Below are 18,055 nucleotides of genomic sequence, written 5' to 3' on the forward strand. Positions count from 1 at the left end.
TTTTATTGATGGAAATATTCACCGTCAAATGAGAAAACATTTACTAGAAAGTTTCGATAAAATTTACATCCTTGATTTACATGGGAATCTAAGGAAAAATGAAACCTGTATTGATGGTTCTCCAGACCAAAATGTATTTGATATAATGCAAGGTGTTTCTATAAATATTTTTGTAAAAACTGGTAAGAAAAAGAAAAATGAATTAGGTGAAGTTTTTCATTATGATTTACAAGGGAAAAGAGAATTTAAGTATGACTTTTTAACCAAAAATGATTTAAAATCTTTTGACTGGAAAAAACTTGAAATTAAATCACCAGACTTTAAATACTCCGAAGTTGATTATCAACTTAAATCAGAATATGAAATTGGGTTCTCAATAAAGGATTTTTTTAAAATTAGCAATGTTGGCTTTACTGCCGCTAGGGATAATTCTTTAATTCATTTTGAGAAAAACAAAATCGAAGAATTATTAAATGATTTAAATTCTTTAACCATTGATGATATTAGAACCAAACATAAATTTGGTCTAGACTCAAGAGATTGGACAATCACTGGAGCAATCGATGATATAAATTCTAAAGACGATAGAAACATAACTAGAGTCAATTATAGACCTTTTGACATACGATTTAGTCATTATAGCAAAAAAACAAAAGGTTTCTTTAGTTACCCTAGATGGGAAATTATGCAACATTTTTTCAACCATGAAAACATCGGTTTAATTGCAACTAGATTAAATAGACAGCAAAGTTTAGGTTATTTCTGGGTTTCAAATTCAATTGTTGAAAGACATATTTTGGATACAGCTGGCGATTCCACCTCTTTTTTTCCTCTTTACCTCTATCCCGAAAATAATTCTCAACAAGATGCTTTTGGCACAAACAAAAGGATACCAAACCTCAACCCAGACATTGTAAAACAAATCGCTGACGGCTTGGGGTTGTCTTTCACCAACGAAAAGGAAACTGAAAGCAATGTTTGTTTTGCTAATAGCGATGAGGTCCGTCCAGAGTTTAGACAAAGTTTTGCTCCAATAGATTTGCTAGATTATATTTATGCGGTTTTACATTCTCCATCATATCGTGAGAAATACAAAGAATTTTTAAATATAGAATTCCCACGTGTTCCAGCTCCGCTGGATCGTGTGGAATTCATGCAATTGGTTAAATTAGGTGGTGAGTTACGCCAAATTCATTTACTGGAAAGTCCTACTGTCGAAAAATACATTACCCAATATCCAGAAGACGGTGACAACATTGTAACCAAACCAGTTTATAAAAATGGTAACGTTTATATTAATGAGGGCCAGTGTTTCGCTAACGTTCCTCAAGTAGCTTGGAACTTTTACATCGGTGGCTATCAACCCGCTCAGAAATGGCTAAAAGACCGTAAGAATCGTGAACTAAATTATGATGATATTCTACATTATCAGAAAATGGTGGTGGCACTTAATGAAACGGATAGGATAATGAAGGAAATTGATAAAATTAAGATTTAATCATTATTGTCAAAGTCATCCATAATATCAATCAAAACGAAAATGGATTTTCCAGTATCCCATAAAACTTGAATTGAATTTACAAATACAGCAATAAGCAATGTTTCTAATACAAATGTAATATACTCGCAATAAATGATTCTCTCAATAGAGTCACTATCGATTACCAACATTAATATAACACCTGTAATAATTAGTATAATTTGTTCCTTTAAAGAATTTAGCAATGCCATTGTAGTTGGTTTAACATCAATTTCTCGATGCCTCTCTTTTATTTCTTGTAATTTCGAAATTACTAATCCGCAAGTTGCCGTATTAATTGCCATCAAACCAAGTTGAATTGTTGTCAGATTTATTTTTAAATAACTCAACAGCAAATCCGTCCCTATTAGATAGGAAAACACATTGACAAAAAAAGCAATTGTTAAAAAAAGTAATATGTCTTTTAAATAACTCAATATTATTCTGTAATATCTTTCCATACTTTAATAACTTGGTCTGGAGAACCTTTAATATTAATTTCAGATATTTTCTTTGTTGTTACCATTCTGTCAGTTCTAACTCTTGTCGCAAGACCTATTATACTCATCGAAATATTTCCCCCACCTTCACTAGAATAGGTTACTAATCCATCAACCAATTTATTTTCTTTGTTAATATTCTCCAAAACCCCTTCTTTAGGGGCATCAAGTTTCAAATGAGTTTTATGACTATTGGTACTCTCGATTAGGGGTTTTAACGAATCTTTAATTGTATGCGAAATTTTGGAAAGATTAGGCTTTATTATCTCAAAATCTATCGATTTAATTCTTCCATCGAACCTTCTAGCATAACTCCAAAAAGTTTTTGATTCAAAAAGTTGCTCAAACTCAATACTTAGTCCATATAATTTTAAATATTTACTAAAAATCGTACTTAAAACATTTTTTGAACTATTTGGAGTTGAGAATGCTTGTGAATTTCTACTTATCGCTATTTTCTGAACTAGAGGGTCCGTATTTATAATTATATAAATGTACGGTTCGGTATTTTCTTCTCTTTCAGAAAAATTTCTATATATAGTTGTCTTCTTAGGATTTGCAAGTCTAAATAGATAACTTTTATCCTCAGAACTATAAAGTTCTATCGGAAAATCCTGTGCGTTATTTTGTAGATTTTGGACTATGCTATCAAAAAAACCATTCTTTTTCTGTACTAGTTCCTCATAAGACATTTCATGTTCAAAAAGAGAAATTTGATGTGTTGTTATAGGTAGCAAATGAAATCTGTAAATTTCAAAATAAATAGTTTTGCTCATTATGTTTTATTATAAATTTTCATAAATATACAAACTTAGTTTAATAATACTAATATTACAAAAAAAATAGATGCCCTGTATCAAAACCTTAACTGTATCAAAATAAATCTGCGTAAAGTAATAAATGATACAACTTACCGTATGAATATTATTCTTTGATTCTCAAATACGTATATTTTTAGAGCATGCCTCAAAACGGCACATTATTTTTAGCTAAATACCTGGTTTTTAAGTGTATAATTTTGCCATCCTAAATATATACACTATATTTGTTCAAGGATAAAAAATATAAGCCATGTCAAAAGTAAAATATATCAGAGTATCGAGCGAGGAACAAAATACAGGTCGTCAAGAAGTAAACGCTAAAGAATTTTCAAAAATTTACATTGATAAAGTTTCTGGGTCGATTAAGTTCATCGATAGAAAAGAAGCATCGAAACTTTTGGCCGATATCGAAACTGGCGTAGTATCTGAAATTCACATTTCATCAATCGACCGCTTGGGCCGTTCTATAATCGACATATTAACGATGGTCGAATTTTTCAATCTAAAATCAATCAAACTATTTGTAGAAAACATCGGGATGTTTTCATTAATCGATAACAAGCCAAATCCGAGCTTTAAAATGATTATAAGTGTTCTTGGTAACGTAGCCGAAATGGAACGCTCTAATATGCTAGAACGCCAACGCCAAGGAATCGAATTAGCTAAGGCAAAAGGTTCTTATACAGGTCGTCTATACGGTTCAAAAATAAGCGATGCCGATTTCCTAACAAAATATAAAGCGGTTGCAAAAGAGCTTAAAAATGGAGAATCTCTAAGACGTGCTTCAAAAATTGGTGGTTGCAGCCTTGGGACAGCACAAAAAATTCAAAGGTTACTAACTAGTATAAATTAAAATGGATCGTGCTACGCACGACCCATTCCAATTTAAATAAAACACTTACGAACACCATCATTGCTTATGGCGATTCTAATACTTAAAACACTATTTTTAAAAAAAAATTCAATAATAAAAGCGGGCTACGCTAGGTACAAAACGGACCTTTTTTATTCAAAAATTTGCACAAAAAAAATTTTTCGGACCTAATCATACCCTTATTATTATCATAATAAAATAAACTATATGTTATCGGTAACTAAAATTACAAATATTTTATATTGACCAGGACGGACGGGGGTCATCCTAATTGTTCAATTCGTTTTCTAATTTGTTCTATTTCTTTCTCTAACTGCAATTTTTGTAATTGCTTTTGCACCTCTTTTTTTCGCTCTGGGTTAGATTCTACATTTAATTGTAACTGTACAACCTTAATTCTATCCTCTATCGTCACCACAGTTATAATTTTCATCATTTAATTTATTCGTTAGACATTCGTTTTCAAAGATTTCATGTAGTCTATTTTCTCTTACCAGCATCAAGTATTCTTCGTATAAATGCCAGTCATCTGTTATTGCTTGGTCTTCGTACATTCTTAGCACGTAATTTATAAGTAACTGTTTTAGTATTGGATTATAATCCAAATTTTTTAATTTCTCCATTTTTTCTAATTTTTCAATGTTTTTATTTGACTTCCGTCCTTCGTTATATAATGTATCCAAATCTCCAAATCAAATATTGGGCTCTGGTGATAGCTAACCTTTGTAAAGCCCAATTTAATAAACTGGAGAAGCTTCTTTTTGTTACTACACTTTATGTAACAATGTAAATGATTTCGATTATTTGCTTTTTTTTGCTCAACAACATAGTTTATTTCAAGCTTGCTACTATTCATTTGCTTATATACAAACATCATAATCTCATCTATATCACTCTCCGAATAGTTACTACATGGGTCTACACTTAGAGCATAGTAATTATCCCTTCTTATTCGTTGAGGCTTAAAACTACTTAACAACAAGTTATGTACTCTCCAGTGCCCTTTTGCCGCACACATATGCAATAACTCAATACTTACTGTGCCATTTAAAGCCTTAATTATTCTTCTAACATTTCTTGCCGATTGCAAGGTTAATTCACTTATATCTTTTACAGATAGATACTCTTTTTCATTCATATTCTTAACTTGTTTATACTACTAATCTCTTAGGAACTGTACTAAAGTCCTTGATAGATTACTTATTTTACAATAAATATCACGGCTTTTGGAAAAAGTCCTCTGGCCGTAAAATTTATTGTTACTATTAAAATCAATCAGATTCCAATAGTTAAAAAAAAATGGGTATAGGCACGAACATCACCAACATGAATTATGGTTATAGTTTGCCAGACAGATAAAAGATTACATTACTCTCATTATCTTTTTACTTGAAGCCGATTTAGTGAAGCCAAAACGTTTTTTAGTTGATAACGTTTTCTGTTACTGATTCGAAAATCAATATTAATGCTTCCTTCGGCTTCCATCTTGAGTAATGTGTTTTCGCAAATAGATAACATTGCCATCACATCCCTAGATGTAAGAATTTCTTTATTCATTTAAAAGAAAAGGTGTTTTTTTAGAGTTTTTTTTATTTGCCCAAAGGGCGGCCTCAAAAATCTTAGTACTCGATTTAAACCCTATAAAATCGCTAAAACATCTGATTATTACAAAACTACTAAGGAAACTTTGTGTTGTCAAGTAGAACCATTAATATTTTAATTATAAAATTACTACGTGATTTACTACGCTTTAAAAAAGAAAACCCCGTAAACATTAACGTTTACGGGGTTCTTCAAATTTGCTAGTTGGTCTACAAGGACTCGAACCTTGAACGACTGCACCAAAAACAGTTGTGTTACCATTACACCATAGACCAGCATTGCTTTGCTACTGCTTAGCGAGTGCAAATTTAGAACAAATTTTAATTTGCACAAATTTTTTATCGCTTTTTATTGAAAATAATTTCCCTTTAGATCACAAACAGCCTGTAAACTTTTCAAAAACGCTAGAAACCAATCTATTAGTTTTCTAGATTTGTTTTTTAGAAAATTTTGTTAATGCCTGTATCGTTACATAAAAAAACATTTTCTTTGCAACTCAAAATTTAACTACAATTTAGCACTGAAATATGGCAACATTCAATTTCAATAAATGGAATACGATTATAGGTTGGTTTACATTTGGAATCGCATTAGTGACATACACCCTCACCGTTGAACCCACAATGAGTTTCTGGGATTGTGGAGAATATATTGCCACAGCTGCAAAATTAGAAGTAGGACACCCGCCTGGAGCACCTTTGTTTCAAATGATTGGTGCCTTTTTTGCCATGTTTGCTTCAGATGACAAACATATTGCATTAATGGTAAATATGATGTCAGTTTTCTCAAGTGCCTTCACTATATTATTTATGTATTGGTCATCCACAATGATCCTAAAAAAACTAATTTCTCGATTTTCTGAAAATGACAAAAACAATGATATCGTTGTTTTAGGGAGTGCTTTTGTAGGTGCTTTAGCTTATACTTTTTCCGACAGTTTTTGGTTCAATGCCGTAGAAGCTGAAGTTTACGCGATGGCTTCTCTATTGATTGCGTTATTATTCTGGCTGGGATTACGCTGGGAACAAGACATGGAAACCCCCAGAGGAAATAAATGGTTATTAATCATTTCTCTTGTGATTGGACTTTCGTTTGGAGTTCATTTCATGGCTTTATTAACAATCCCAGCCATTGGTTTTCTTTATTTTTTCAAACATCATAAAGTTGTTACCGTCAAAAATTTCATCATTGCAAATGTTGTCGTTATTGCCGTTTTACTTTTCATATTCAAATTATTACTGCCATTAACGATGGCTTTCTTTGCAAATACAGAGGTTTTCATGGTCAATGAATTAGGAATGCCATTTAATTCAGGAAGTATTTTTGTTGGACTCCTATTCATTGCGTTCTTTTACTTTGGCTTAAAATACACTAAACAAAAAGGTTTGGTGTTTTACAATACTATAATCCTGTGCATTTTATTTATTTTAATTGGCTTCTCGACTTGGATGATGTTGCCCATTAGAGCAAATGCAAATACCGTAATTAACGAAAATAAACCTTCGGATGCGGCTGAAGTTCTTGCGTATTATAACAGAGAGCAATATGGTGTAAATCCTTTGTTTTATGGCTCTCAATATACTGAAACCTTTGCTGGTTTAGACAAGGACCATCCTTACTTAGACAAAGCTCCAAACTACGAAAGAGATTATAAAACAGACAAATACATTATCACAAATAATTTTAAAAATGCCGAACAAAATAGTGATGACAATCAAAAAACTATTTTGCCTAGAATGTGGAGTACCGAGCACGTAGAAAATTACATGAATTTCTCAAATCCTCCAGAGTTTAAAATCAATCCAGATTATCCTTACGAGGACGATTTAGCAAAATATGGTATTGATCCAAGTAAATTAACTGAAGAAGAATACAACAAAGCCATCGCGCAATTGAAAAATGAAGTCGAAAAAACAGTCCATGAATTTAGACAAGCATATGCTCAAAAACAAATAGACAATGGAGGTTATGTTTCTTTCTTAAAAAGCTATGGAGATTACTTAAACATAGAAAAACCAAGTACTGTTGACAATTTCAGGTTCATGTTCGAATACCAATTTGGATACATGTATTGGAGGTATTTAATGTGGAATTTTGTTGGGCGTCAAAGTGATGTTCAAGGAAGATATGATAATTTAGACGGAAATTGGATTAGCGGAATAAAATTTATTGACAACCTGCATTTAGGTTCACAAGATAATTTACCATCGGATGTATTGAATAATAAAGGCCGAAATGTGTATTTCTTTATACCGTTTATACTTGGACTTATCGGTTTAATGTATCATGCTAATAAAGATTTAAAGAGCTTCTATGTATTATTAGCCTTATTTTTATTTACCGGCTTGGCATTGAAAATTTACTTAAATGAAAGACCGTTTGAACCTCGCGAAAGAGATTATGCTTTAGTGGGTTCCTTCTACGTTTTTGCGATCTGGATAGGAATTGGAGTTTATTCACTTTATGAAAGTCTCCAGAAATATTTGGCTCCAAAAATAGCCGGACCAGTAATTATAGTAGCAAGTTTACTGGCCGCTCCAGTGTTGATGGCTTCTCAAAACTGGGATGATCATGATCGCTCTAATAGATATACTGCTGTTGCAATGGCAAAAGCATACCTTACTTCTTGTGATCCGAATGCAATACTATTTACCATTGGTGATAATGATACTTTCCCACTATGGTATGCACAGGAAATTGAAAAAGTAAGAACCGATGTGAAAATTGTAAACACTAGTCTTTTCATGACCGATTGGTATATCGATCAAATGAAAACTAAAACATACGAATCAGATCCATTGCCTATTTCATTTATACATGATGAATATGTGGGAGACAAACTGGATTATGTAGCTCATATCCCAAAAGTAGAAAGCAGATGGGAAGTAAAAGACTTCATCAGTTTTATTAAAAACCCAAAATCTACTGTTGAGATGCAAAATGGACAAACCATTCATTTTTATCCAACAAATAAACTTAGAATTCCTGTTGACAAAAATGTTATCATCAAAAACAAAGTTGTTTCCGCTAAGTATAACGACTCTATTGTTCCTTACATTGACATAGATATCAAAGGAAATGCATTATACAAGAATAGATTAATGATGCTTGATATTGTTGCTAATAACAACTGGAAAAGACCTATTTACTTTAGCGGTGGTGCGTTTGACAACGAAGATTATTTGTGGATGAAAGACTATCTTCAATTAGACGGAATGGTTTACAAACTAGTTCCTTTAAAAACTAAAATGGGAAAAGACGACAACCAAATGGAAATGGGACAGATTGATGCTGATAAAATGTACGCTAACGTTATGAAGTGGGATTGGGGAAATAGTGAAAGTCCAACCATTTATCATGATCCTGAAACTAGAAAAAATAGTATTACATATAGAATGAATCTTGCTCGATTAATGACCCAGTTAATTGCCGAAGGAAAGAAAGACAAGGCTAGAAATATTATCGATTTGGCCATGACAAAAATGCCTTTGGATAAATTTGGTTATTATTCTCTAGTTGAACCATTTGCTACAGGATATTATGCTATTGGAGAAAAGGCGAAAGCTCAGCAACTTCTTGAAAAATTAATGACTAAATACAAAGAAAATTTAAATTACTATATTAATCTGAATGCTGTAGATCAAACTGATATTGCAGTAGATATAATTACAGATATTGAACGTTACAGAGGTTTGCTTCATGTAATGAAAGAAAGCGGAGATGCAGCTTTTTACAATAAAAACAAAGTGATTTTCAACACATATATTAAAATGTTTGAACGTTTTGGCCGCGAAAAAGAGTAAATTAAATTACAGAATTTGACAATTATAAACTATAGCGATATTGAAAAATGTCGCTATTTTTTTTTACTTTTAAAATAAAAACCAAATGGACTTTTATTGGATAAAAACAAATCGGATTATAAAAAAAATATTTTCAAATTATACGTGGGATATTCCCAATTCTGAAAACAAAGTGTACCTCACCTTTGATGACGGACCGATTCCGGAAATAACAGAATGGGTTTTGGAACAATTAAAAAAATACGATGTAAAAGCTACTTTTTTCTGCATCGGAGATAATATTGACAAACATTCTGAAGTATTTAAAAAAGTGATTAACGCAGGTCATGCGATTGGAAATCACACCTTCAATCACCTAAATGGCTGGAAAACTACAACTGGCGCCTATTTAGAAAATTTCAAACGATGTGAGGAAATCATTCAGCAATCCGGGATTAACCTAAAATCTAAACTCTTCCGACCGCCTTATGGAAAAATAAAAACAACTCAAGCTGAAAAAATACGAAAATTAGGCTACAAAATAATAATGTGGGATGTATTAAGCGCAGATTTTGATCGAAACCTATCTAAGGAAGATTGTTTAGAAAACGTACTATCAAATATAGAATCAGGAAGTGTAATTGTTTTTCATGACACTACAAAAGCCTTCAAAAACTTAGAATATGTACTTCCAAGAACGTTGGCTTATCTAAAAGAAAATAACTTTATGTGTGATACTATACCATAAAAAACAAATTGATTCTACTACAATTGTTCTTGAACAATGCTAATAATAGTATTAGCATCTAACTCACCAGATTGCCTCCAGATCATTAAGCCTTCTTTATAAATCATAAGGGTAGGAAGCCCTTTTATTCGTAAAGCTTCAGCTAGCTCCTGATTTTTATCAACATCTATCTTTATTACTTTTGCTTTATCGCCAAGAGCGGCCGCTACATCTCTAATAACAGGATGCATTGAAACTGAAGATTCGTTCCAATCCGTATAAAAGTCAATCAACACAGGTATTTGTGTGTTTATAAGTTCTCCAAATTTTGACATAAAACCAAAAATTTAATTTTCTAAATTTACTAAAAAAAGATAATTATTATACAAATGTAACATTTTAAACGAATTAAGACACATCCTTGCCTTTTTTTAGTTCAATGACTGTAATTTCAGGCATTATTCCTACTCTTCCAGGGTAGGCATGAAAGCCAAATCCTCTATTCACATATACATACCGACCTACATTTTCATATAAACCAGCCCATTGTTTATAGACGTATTGTGCCAAACTCCATTTAAAATAACCTGGAATTTCTATACCAAATTGCATTCCATGTGTATGTCCGGATAAGGTAAGGTGAAAATTCTTCTCGTGATGTTGCACTTCATAATCCCAATGGGACGGATCGTGACTCATCAGGATTTTGAAATCCTCTTTATTTACATGCTGCGATGCTTTGTTAATATCACCCGCTTTTTTAAAGTTTTGGCCCCAATTCTCTACCCCAATTAATGCGATTTTATCATTCCCTTTTTCGATAAAAGTATGCTCATTCAACATTAATTTGAAACCAATTTGCCCGTATAGATTTTTTATATCTTCAAAATTTTTCTCTTTAGCTGCCTCCGTCGGCCATGTTACATATTCACCATAATCGTGATTCCCTAAAACAGAATATTTACCATACTGATGTTTTTTTATACGGTTGAAACTTTCTATCCAAGGATGCATTTCTTTGGCGTCCGTATTCACAATATCTCCGGTAAACAAAATCATATCCGAATTTTGCTCATTTACTAAATCTATTGCATAATTTATTTTTTCTGGATTATCAAAACTTCCGCTATGGACATCAGAAATTTGAGTAATCGTAAAACCATCGAAAGCATCAGGCAAATCAGGAAAAAAGATTCGTTGTTTGATAACTTTATAATTATATTTCCCAACCGTCACGCCATATATTAAAGATAAAAAAGGAACTGCAGCCAATCCTAATCCAACCTGACTTATGAATTTCCTTCTTGATGCTAAAAAAGTTAAATTGTCATTATTCTGAATAAAATAATTTACTGATCCCGCTCCAACTCTAAAAATATCTTCCCCAAGCAAAACAAGAGCTAAAACCATTTTTGGAACATAAACCAATAGCACCAAACCCATTGTAAACATAGTCATCTTGGTTTGTCCGACAGAACGGTCAAACTGCATGAAAGAATAAATAATGAATACTAAAAGTAAAAAACTAATAATCTGGTAAGAGACCAAAATCCATTTCCCCTTTATTAAGGTTCGTAATGCTTGAAATGCATAAAGCTCGATAATAAGAAATACAAAACATAACAACAGTATGCGAAGAATCATTTTATAATATTTTATACAAAATAACAAATTAAGAAAATACTTTTAGTTTTTATTAATCAAAATTTAACTAAAATTACACCAAATCTATTGCAACAATCCTCTTTTTTAATCAAAGAGTGCTGAATACACGAATAGCTAAAGGATGTTTAAAAAAAATTCATCAATCTAAGCTTTCAAATAAATTTTTTATAAAGTATTTTTTTACAACAATTTCACATTTCAAAAAGACAATTCTCACATGAATTACAAGAAATATTCAAAACAGTATCTTCTTTATCTGTCAAGTTTTGTACTTTTGAAAACTTTACAAAATCACCATTATGTCACAACAAAAACGCCTGTTCCTTCTCGATGCTTATGCTTTAATCTTTCGTGGTTATTATGCTTTTATAAAGAATCCGCGAATAAATTCTAAAGGAATGGATACGTCAGCCATTATGGGATTCATGAATTCTTTGATGGATGTTATAAAAAGAGAGAAACCTGATCATTTAGCGGTTGCTTTTGACAATGGCGGAAGTCAATTAAGAAACGACATATTCCCCGAGTATAAAGCCCATCGTGACGCAACTCCCGAAGCTATAAAAATTGCCATTCCATATATACAGGAATTACTTAAAGCGATGCATATCCCTATCATAGAAGTCAAAGGTTATGAAGCTGATGATTTAATTGGAACCATTGCTAAACAAGCCGAAAAACAGAATTACAAAGTCTTTATGGTTACACCAGATAAGGATTTTGCACAACTAGTTTCCGAAAATATTTTCATGTACAAACCTGCTCGAATGGGTAATGGAATTGAAATTTGGGGAATTCCTGAAGTTTTGGAAAAATTCGAAATTGAAAGACCGGAGCAAGTGATTGATTTTCTTGGAATGATGGGCGATGCCGCCGATAATATTCCAGGATTACCCGGCGTAGGAGAAGTTACCGCTAAGAAACTACTGAAAGAATTTGGAACTATGGAGAACCTTTTGGCAAATACTGACAAGCTAAAAGGAAAAATGAAAGAGAATATTGAAGCCAACAAAGAAAAAGGATTATTATCTAAAACTTTAGCAACTATATTACTGGATTGCCCCGTTATTTTTGATGAAACTGATTATGAATTATCGACTCCTAATGTAGAAAAAACGGATGCCCTTTTCAACGAATTAGAATTTCGAAGAATGGCAGAACAATTTGATGCAATATTCAAAAAAGGCGGCACTGCTACGGCTAGTAAACCAGTTGATGATGCCAAATTATATAAAAAGTCACAACCCAAAAACGAAGAACAATTTGATCTTTTTGGAAGTACTATTCCTGATGAAACTTCTGAAGAGACGCGTCATCAATATTACAATTCGTTAGAAAATACCGAACATTCCTATCAGATTATCAAAGGTGATTTAGGACTGAAATTATTATTACAAAATTTACAAAACCAATCTTCCGTTTGTTTTGATACCGAAACAACAGGTTTAGATGCTTTGCATGCGGAATTGGTTGGAATCTCATTCTCCTATGAAAAAGGAAAAGGATTCTATGTTCCATTTCCGGAAAATCAAGAAGAAGCACAAACTTTAATCGAAAAATTTATTCCTTTTTTCGAAAATGAAAGTATTGAGAAAATTGGACAGAATTTAAAATACGATTTGAAAATTCTTTCTAATTACAACATTAAAGTAGAAGGAAAATTATTCGACACCATGATTGCACATTATCTGATTAATCCAGATATGCGTCACAATATGGATATTTTAGCGGAAACGTATTTAAAATATTCACCAAAATCCATTGAAGCTTTAATTGGAAAAAAAGGAAAAAACCAAAAATCAATGCGCGACGTTGACTTGGAAGAAATTAAAGAATATGCCGCTGAAGATGCTGACGTCACTTTGCAACTCAAAGAAATATTTACTTTGGAATTAGACAAAACCAGTACCAAAACCCTTTTTGAGGAGATTGAAATTCCATTGGTAAAAGTCCTGGCTGATATGGAAAAAGAAGGGATTCGTGTGGATGTAGATTTCTTGAAATCACTATCAAAAACATTAGATGATGACATTAAAATATTAGAAGCAAACATTTATGAAACTGTGGGCGAGAAATTCAATCTTGCTTCTCCAAAACAATTGGGTGAAGTTTTATTCGATAAATTGAAAATTGGCGGAGCCAAACAAAAAAAAACCAAAACTGGACAATATGCCACAGGTGAGGAAATCTTGAGTTATTTAGCTATTGAAAATCCAATTGTTAAAGACATTCTCGACTGGCGCCAATTAATAAAACTGCAAAACACCTATGTTGATGCTTTGCCAAACCAAGTAGACAAAATCACGAATCGAATACATACTGATTATATGCAAACTGTGGCGGCAACCGGACGTTTGAGTTCCAATAATCCGAACTTACAAAACATTCCGATTCGTACCGAACGTGGCCGACAAATCAGAAAAGCATTTGTTGCTAGAGATGAAAATCACACGATTGTTTCTGCCGATTATTCCCAAATAGAATTGCGTATTATTGCCGCACTAAGCGGAGAAGAAAACATGATTAAAGCTTTCCAGAATCACGAAGACATTCACAAATCGACCGCTTCAAAAGTATTCAATGTCCCGCTGGAAGAAGTGACACGCGAACAAAGAAGCCATGCAAAAACGGTGAATTTTGGTATTATTTATGGAGTTTCAGCTTTTGGACTGAGTAATCAAACCTCACTTTCCCGCTCCGAAAGTGCTGCTTTGATTGAAGCATATTACAAAACGTACCCTAGACTAAAATCATATATCCAAGAACAAATTGAATATGCCCGAGAAAATGGATATGTGCAAACCATTCTTGGCCGTCGCCGCTATTTGAAAGACATCAATTCAGCCAATGCTGTTGTCCGTGGTGCTTCCGAAAGAAATGCGGTAAATGCTCCAATCCAAGGAAGTGCTGCCGATATTATCAAAATCGCGATGATTAATATTCATAAAAAACTAACATCAGAAAACTGGAAAAGCAAAATGCTGTTGCAGGTTCATGATGAACTTGTTTTCGATGTCCATAATTCTGAACTTGAAAAAATACAACCGTTGATAAAATACGAAATGGAAAACGCCTTTAAATTGGATGTTCCATTAGATGTAGATTTAGGAGTGGGAAAAGACTGGCTGGAAGCGCATTAGGATTTACTATTTTCAAAATCTAATACCCAAACTATTCGTAAAAAAGACACAAAAAAGCCATTCAAAATTTTGAATGGCTTTTTTGTGTCTTTCAACTTATTTTAAGAGATTACAATTTTCTTGTTGACTCTCTTTCCTTCAATTTTGTTTTGATTACAACCGTCTCATAAGGCAAATCTTCTTCTTTTGATTCTAATCTATCGATAAGCAATTTAGCAGCGACCTCCCCTATTTCTATACCATGCTGACTTACGGTAGTTAAACTTGGTGACAATCTTCTGGAAGCAAGAATCCCGTCAGCAAAACCTATAATCGAAAGTTCTTTTGGAATTTTATACCCTTTTTTAAGACCAATTTTTAATGCAGCCACAGAATCATTTTCATCTAAAGCAAATATTCCATCAATCTTATTATTATCAAAAACAGCCTTAATTTTGTCTTTCAAATGTGCCTCAGAATCAGTTCGAATAATTAAATTTTCATTTACGGGAATATTATTTTTTTCCAATGCTTTGAGATACCCCTCAGCCCTTAATTTACCGACACTTAAATTATCTACAGAAGAAAATAAAGCTATATTCTTGCACCCTAAATTTATTAAATGCTGTGTCGAATTTAAAGCTGAATCAAAATCATCTACAATAACTTTATCACATTCTACCCCTTCAGCAATTCTATCAAACATAACTATAGGAGTACCGTCATTTATAATTTCTTTGAAATGATTGTATTCATGAAGTTTTTGCGCTTCTTCTGAAACCGACAAAATAAATCCATCTATTGTTCCGTTACTCAACATTTCAAGGGTATGCGCTTCTTTTTCTAATGATTCATTAGAGATACACATAATAACATTATATCCTTTTTCATCAGCAACTTTTTCAATACCGCTAAATACTTTTGCAAAAAATGAATTCAGAATATTAGGTATAATTACCCCAATAGTTTTTGTTTTTCTATTTTTAAGATTCAAACCAATAACGTTTGGTTTGTAATTTTTTAGTTTTGCGTATTCTTTGATTTTAATTTTTGTTGATTCACTTATTTCAGGACTATCATTAAGTGCTTTTGAAACTGTGGAAACAGAGACATTTAGTTCTTTTGCAATTTGTTTTAAAGTTGCTTTAGCTTTCATAGGTCGGTATTTATTGCTTTTTAATGATTATAAAAAACAGGCCAATTTAAAAATAAATTTACAATTGTGTTTCTTAAACAAAATAGTTATTTCATATGTAAAAACTGTGTTTACAAAAGTGTAATATACAAATTTTATTCGACAACAAATGTAATACAATTATTGACAGACCTATTATAAGTATAATTCAAAAAAAACATGTCTTAAATTAAATCTAAATATACATTTGATTATCAGGACAAAAACAAGAAAAAAATAATCATTTAAGGTATTTGTATTTAAAATAATTAATTGTACTTTTGCAACCCCTTTATTGGGGATGGAATGTTTAATTAAAAAAATATTATGGACGCATTAAGCTACAAGACACAATCAGCAAGCAAAGCCACTGTTACAAAAGAGTGGATCGTTGTAGATGCTGATGGTCATAACTTAGGTCGTCTTGCTTCAAAAGTCGCTATGATTTTGAGAGGTAAGTACAAACCAAGTTACACACCACACGTGGACTGCGGAGATAACGTAATCGTTATCAACTCAGAAAAAATCAACCTTACAGGTAACAAAATGGATGAAAAAACATACATCCGTCACACTGGTTACCCAGGAGGTCAAAGAACTTTAACTGCTAAAGTATTGCAATCGAAAAATCCTGCATTACTAGTAGAAAAAGCGATAAAAGGGATGTTACCAAAAAATAAAATTGGTGCTGAACTTTTTAGAAATTTAAATGTTGTTGTAGGATCAGAGCACAAACAAGGCGCTCAAAAACCTAGAACAGTTAACCTTAACGATCTTAAGTAATGGGAGTTATTCACAAAATCGGTAGAAGAAAAACCGCTGTTGCACGTGTTTATGTTTCAGAAGGAACAGGAGTAATCACTGTAAACAAAAAAGCATTCGAAACGTACTTCCCAACTGCAACTTTACAGTACAAAGTTTTACAACCTATGTCTATGACAGAAAATGTAAGCAACTTTGACGTAAAAGTTAACGTTTACGGTGGTGGTTCAACTGGTCAAGCAGAAGCTGTAAGAATGGCATTAGCACGCGTTATGTGTGAAGTAAATGCTGAAAACAGAGCTATCTTGAAACCAGAAGGCTTATTAACAAGAGATCCAAGAATGGTTGAGCGTAAGAAATTCGGTCAGAAGAAAGCTCGTAAGAGATTCCAATTCTCTAAACGTTAATATTACCTGTCTTGTTCAAATAGGACAAGACATTGTCAATTATTTATTGAAATTAAAAAAAAACAGTTGTTGTTGCTCTCCTACCGAGGTAGGAAATAGTTTAGCATCTAAATGTATAAAGCCGGGAAACCGCCATTTATTCATTGCTAATCAACAGAACGTAAACTAGAACAAAATGGCAAACAAAGTAGAAGTAAAAGAATTACTAGAAGCAGGTGTTCACTTCGGACACATGACTAGAAAATGGGATCCAAACATGGCTCCTTACATTTATATGGAGCGTAATGGTATTCACATTATCAATCTATATAAAACTGCAGCAAAAATTGAAGAAGCTAATGAAGCTTTGAAAAAAATCGCTGCATCAGGTAGAAAAATATTATTCGTTGCTACCAAAAAACAAGCAAAAGACATCGTTGCTGAAAAAGCAAAAGCTGCAAACATGCCTTATATCACTGAAAGATGGCCTGGTGGAATGCTAACTAACTTCGTAACTATCCGTAAAGCTGTTAAAAAAATGGCTACTATTGATAAAATGAAGAAAGATGGTACATTCATGACCCTTTCTAAAAAAGAGCGTTTACAAGTTGATCGTCTTCGTGCTAAATTAGAGAAAAACTTAGGTTCAATCGCTGACATGTCTAGACTACCAGCTGCATTGTTCGTAGTTGATATCAAAGCGGAACACATTGCAATAAAAGAAGCTCAAAAATTAAACATTCCAGTTTTCGCAATGGTGGATACCAATTCTGACCCAAGAGAGGTTGAATTTGTAATCCCATCTAACGATGATGCTTCTAAATCAATTGATAAAATTTTATCTTTAGTTACAGCTGCAATTGTTGAAGGACTTTCTGATAGAGGTTCTGACAAAGAAGGTGAAGCTACTGCTGAAGTTGTTGCTCCTGCTGCTGAAGCTGTAGAAGTAGCTCCTGCTGCTGAAGTTGTTGCTCCGGTTACTGAAACAGTAACTCCTGCAACTGAAGAATAAATTAACTTTTAATTCCAAGTTTTAAATTCCTCTCCATAACAAATTAGAAACCTAAAGTTGATAATTTAATAAAATTGGAAATTGGATTTGATACTTGGAATTTTTTACTTTT

Annotated in this window: 15 protein-coding genes and 1 tRNA gene; 8 read left to right on the forward strand and 8 right to left on the reverse strand. The window is 32.5% G+C overall.

Features of this window, described 5'->3' with window-relative positions; all coding sequences use genetic code 11:
- Nucleotides 1-28: 28 nt before the first annotated feature.
- On the forward strand, nt 29-1,498 hold the full coding sequence (locus ACM55K_RS06475) for a type ISP restriction/modification enzyme (protein ID WP_416849417.1): 1,470 nt from the start codon (nt 29-31) through the stop codon (nt 1,496-1,498).
- On the opposite strand, the gene ACM55K_RS06480 is transcribed toward ACM55K_RS06475, so the two are convergent.
- Nucleotides 1,495-1,980 (reverse strand): hypothetical protein, encoded by a 486-nt coding sequence (locus ACM55K_RS06480; protein WP_416849418.1) that lies wholly within the window; start codon nt 1,978-1,980, stop codon nt 1,495-1,497. The two genes, ACM55K_RS06475 and ACM55K_RS06480, sit on opposite strands and share 4 nt — an antisense overlap.
- The gene (locus ACM55K_RS06485) at nt 1,959-2,795 is read right to left on the reverse strand and encodes a hypothetical protein (protein WP_416849419.1); all 837 of its coding nucleotides are present in this window, start codon (nt 2,793-2,795) and stop codon (nt 1,959-1,961) included. Before ACM55K_RS06485 ends, ACM55K_RS06480 begins: the two co-directional genes overlap by 22 nt.
- Before the next feature lie 295 nt (nt 2,796-3,090).
- Between ACM55K_RS06485 and ACM55K_RS06490 the strand changes: the two genes are divergently transcribed.
- Nucleotides 3,091-3,693 carry a recombinase family protein gene (locus tag ACM55K_RS06490; protein WP_282743448.1) on the forward strand — a complete coding sequence of 201 codons (603 nt, stop codon included), beginning with the start codon at nt 3,091-3,093 and terminating at the stop codon, nt 3,691-3,693.
- Nucleotides 3,694-4,112: 419 nt separating this feature from the next.
- On the opposite strand, the gene ACM55K_RS06495 is transcribed toward ACM55K_RS06490, so the two are convergent.
- From ACM55K_RS06495 to ACM55K_RS06505, 3 genes are all read right to left on the reverse strand, one after another.
- Complete coding sequence (locus tag ACM55K_RS06495; RefSeq protein ID WP_416849420.1) at nt 4,113-4,268, reverse strand: hypothetical protein; 156 nt, start codon at nt 4,266-4,268, stop codon at nt 4,113-4,115.
- Between the two features lie 74 nt (nt 4,269-4,342).
- Nucleotides 4,343-4,852 (reverse strand): hypothetical protein, encoded by a 510-nt coding sequence (locus ACM55K_RS06500; RefSeq protein ID WP_282728221.1) that lies wholly within the window; start codon nt 4,850-4,852, stop codon nt 4,343-4,345.
- Nucleotides 4,853-5,520: 668 nt separating this feature from the next.
- A tRNA-Gln gene (locus ACM55K_RS06505) sits at nt 5,521-5,591 on the reverse strand.
- 252 nt (nt 5,592-5,843) lie between these two features.
- On the opposite strand from ACM55K_RS06505, the gene ACM55K_RS06510 reads away from it, so the two are divergent.
- Together ACM55K_RS06510 and ACM55K_RS06515 are read left to right on the forward strand one after the other, a co-directional pair.
- Nucleotides 5,844-9,119 carry a glycosyltransferase family 117 protein gene (locus tag ACM55K_RS06510; RefSeq protein ID WP_416849421.1) on the forward strand — a complete coding sequence of 1,092 codons (3,276 nt, stop codon included), beginning with the start codon at nt 5,844-5,846 and terminating at the stop codon, nt 9,117-9,119.
- 85 nt (nt 9,120-9,204) lie between these two features.
- A complete protein-coding gene (locus tag ACM55K_RS06515; RefSeq protein WP_416849422.1) occupies nt 9,205-9,846 on the forward strand; it encodes a polysaccharide deacetylase family protein in 642 nt (213 codons plus the stop codon).
- A 17-nt stretch (nt 9,847-9,863) separates the two neighbouring features.
- Here the strand turns inward: ACM55K_RS06515 and ACM55K_RS06520 are convergent, their stop codons facing one another.
- Nucleotides 9,864-10,160, reverse strand: a complete 297-nt coding sequence (locus ACM55K_RS06520) for a thioredoxin family protein (protein ID WP_143385951.1) — start codon at nt 10,158-10,160, stop codon at nt 9,864-9,866.
- Nucleotides 10,161-10,233: 73 nt separating this feature from the next.
- Nucleotides 10,234-11,469 (reverse strand): metallophosphoesterase, encoded by a 1,236-nt coding sequence (locus ACM55K_RS06525; protein WP_416849423.1) that lies wholly within the window; start codon nt 11,467-11,469, stop codon nt 10,234-10,236.
- 320 nt (nt 11,470-11,789) lie between these two features.
- Between ACM55K_RS06525 and polA the strand changes: the two genes are divergently transcribed.
- On the forward strand, nt 11,790-14,630 hold the full coding sequence (polA, locus tag ACM55K_RS06530; protein WP_416849424.1) for a DNA polymerase I: 2,841 nt from the start codon (nt 11,790-11,792) through the stop codon (nt 14,628-14,630).
- A gap of 109 nt (nt 14,631-14,739) precedes the next feature.
- On the opposite strand, the gene ACM55K_RS06535 is transcribed toward polA, so the two are convergent.
- Nucleotides 14,740-15,765, reverse strand: a complete 1,026-nt coding sequence (locus ACM55K_RS06535) for a LacI family DNA-binding transcriptional regulator (protein ID WP_416849425.1) — start codon at nt 15,763-15,765, stop codon at nt 14,740-14,742.
- Nucleotides 15,766-16,110: 345 nt separating this feature from the next.
- Between ACM55K_RS06535 and rplM the strand changes: the two genes are divergently transcribed.
- The 3 genes from rplM (at nt 16,111) to rpsB (ending at nt 17,943) form a co-directional block, all read left to right on the forward strand.
- Nucleotides 16,111-16,566 carry a 50S ribosomal protein L13 gene (gene rplM, locus ACM55K_RS06540; protein ID WP_416842602.1) on the forward strand — a complete coding sequence of 152 codons (456 nt, stop codon included), beginning with the start codon at nt 16,111-16,113 and terminating at the stop codon, nt 16,564-16,566.
- Nucleotides 16,566-16,952, forward strand: a complete 387-nt coding sequence (gene rpsI, locus ACM55K_RS06545; RefSeq protein ID WP_066080508.1) for a 30S ribosomal protein S9 — start codon at nt 16,566-16,568, stop codon at nt 16,950-16,952. Before rplM ends, rpsI begins: the two co-directional genes overlap by 1 nt.
- Before the next feature lie 175 nt (nt 16,953-17,127).
- Nucleotides 17,128-17,943, forward strand: coding sequence for a 30S ribosomal protein S2 (gene rpsB / locus ACM55K_RS06550; protein ID WP_416849426.1), 816 nt, complete (start codon nt 17,128-17,130; stop codon nt 17,941-17,943).
- Nucleotides 17,944-18,055: the final 112 nt, after the last annotated feature.

The sequence above is a fragment of the Flavobacterium arabinosi genome, from assembly GCF_048158725.1.
Classification (GTDB): Bacteria; Bacteroidota; Bacteroidia; order Flavobacteriales; family Flavobacteriaceae; genus Flavobacterium; species Flavobacterium arabinosi.

Excerpts from the sequence above, each read along its gene's own strand:
- ACM55K_RS06475 (WP_416849417.1), top strand. The coding sequence starts at position 29 with ATGAGAAAACATTTACTAGAAAGTTTCGATAAAATTTACATCCTTGAT.
- ACM55K_RS06480 (WP_416849418.1), bottom strand. The coding sequence starts at position 1,980 with ATGGAAAGATATTACAGAATAATATTGAGTTATTTAAAAGACATATTA.
- ACM55K_RS06485 (WP_416849419.1), bottom strand. The coding sequence starts at position 2,795 with ATGAGCAAAACTATTTATTTTGAAATTTACAGATTTCATTTGCTACCT.
- ACM55K_RS06490 (WP_282743448.1), top strand. The coding sequence starts at position 3,091 with ATGTCAAAAGTAAAATATATCAGAGTATCGAGCGAGGAACAAAATACA.
- ACM55K_RS06495 (WP_416849420.1), bottom strand. The coding sequence starts at position 4,268 with ATGTACGAAGACCAAGCAATAACAGATGACTGGCATTTATACGAAGAA.
- ACM55K_RS06500 (WP_282728221.1), bottom strand. The coding sequence starts at position 4,852 with ATGAATGAAAAAGAGTATCTATCTGTAAAAGATATAAGTGAATTAACC.
- ACM55K_RS06510 (WP_416849421.1), top strand. The coding sequence starts at position 5,844 with ATGGCAACATTCAATTTCAATAAATGGAATACGATTATAGGTTGGTTT.
- ACM55K_RS06515 (WP_416849422.1), top strand. The coding sequence starts at position 9,205 with ATGGACTTTTATTGGATAAAAACAAATCGGATTATAAAAAAAATATTT.
- ACM55K_RS06520 (WP_143385951.1), bottom strand. The coding sequence starts at position 10,160 with ATGTCAAAATTTGGAGAACTTATAAACACACAAATACCTGTGTTGATT.
- ACM55K_RS06525 (WP_416849423.1), bottom strand. The coding sequence starts at position 11,469 with ATGATTCTTCGCATACTGTTGTTATGTTTTGTATTTCTTATTATCGAG.
- polA (WP_416849424.1), top strand. The coding sequence starts at position 11,790 with ATGTCACAACAAAAACGCCTGTTCCTTCTCGATGCTTATGCTTTAATC.
- ACM55K_RS06535 (WP_416849425.1), bottom strand. The coding sequence starts at position 15,765 with ATGAAAGCTAAAGCAACTTTAAAACAAATTGCAAAAGAACTAAATGTC.
- rplM (WP_416842602.1), top strand. The coding sequence starts at position 16,111 with ATGGACGCATTAAGCTACAAGACACAATCAGCAAGCAAAGCCACTGTT.
- rpsI (WP_066080508.1), top strand. The coding sequence starts at position 16,566 with ATGGGAGTTATTCACAAAATCGGTAGAAGAAAAACCGCTGTTGCACGT.
- rpsB (WP_416849426.1), top strand. The coding sequence starts at position 17,128 with ATGGCAAACAAAGTAGAAGTAAAAGAATTACTAGAAGCAGGTGTTCAC.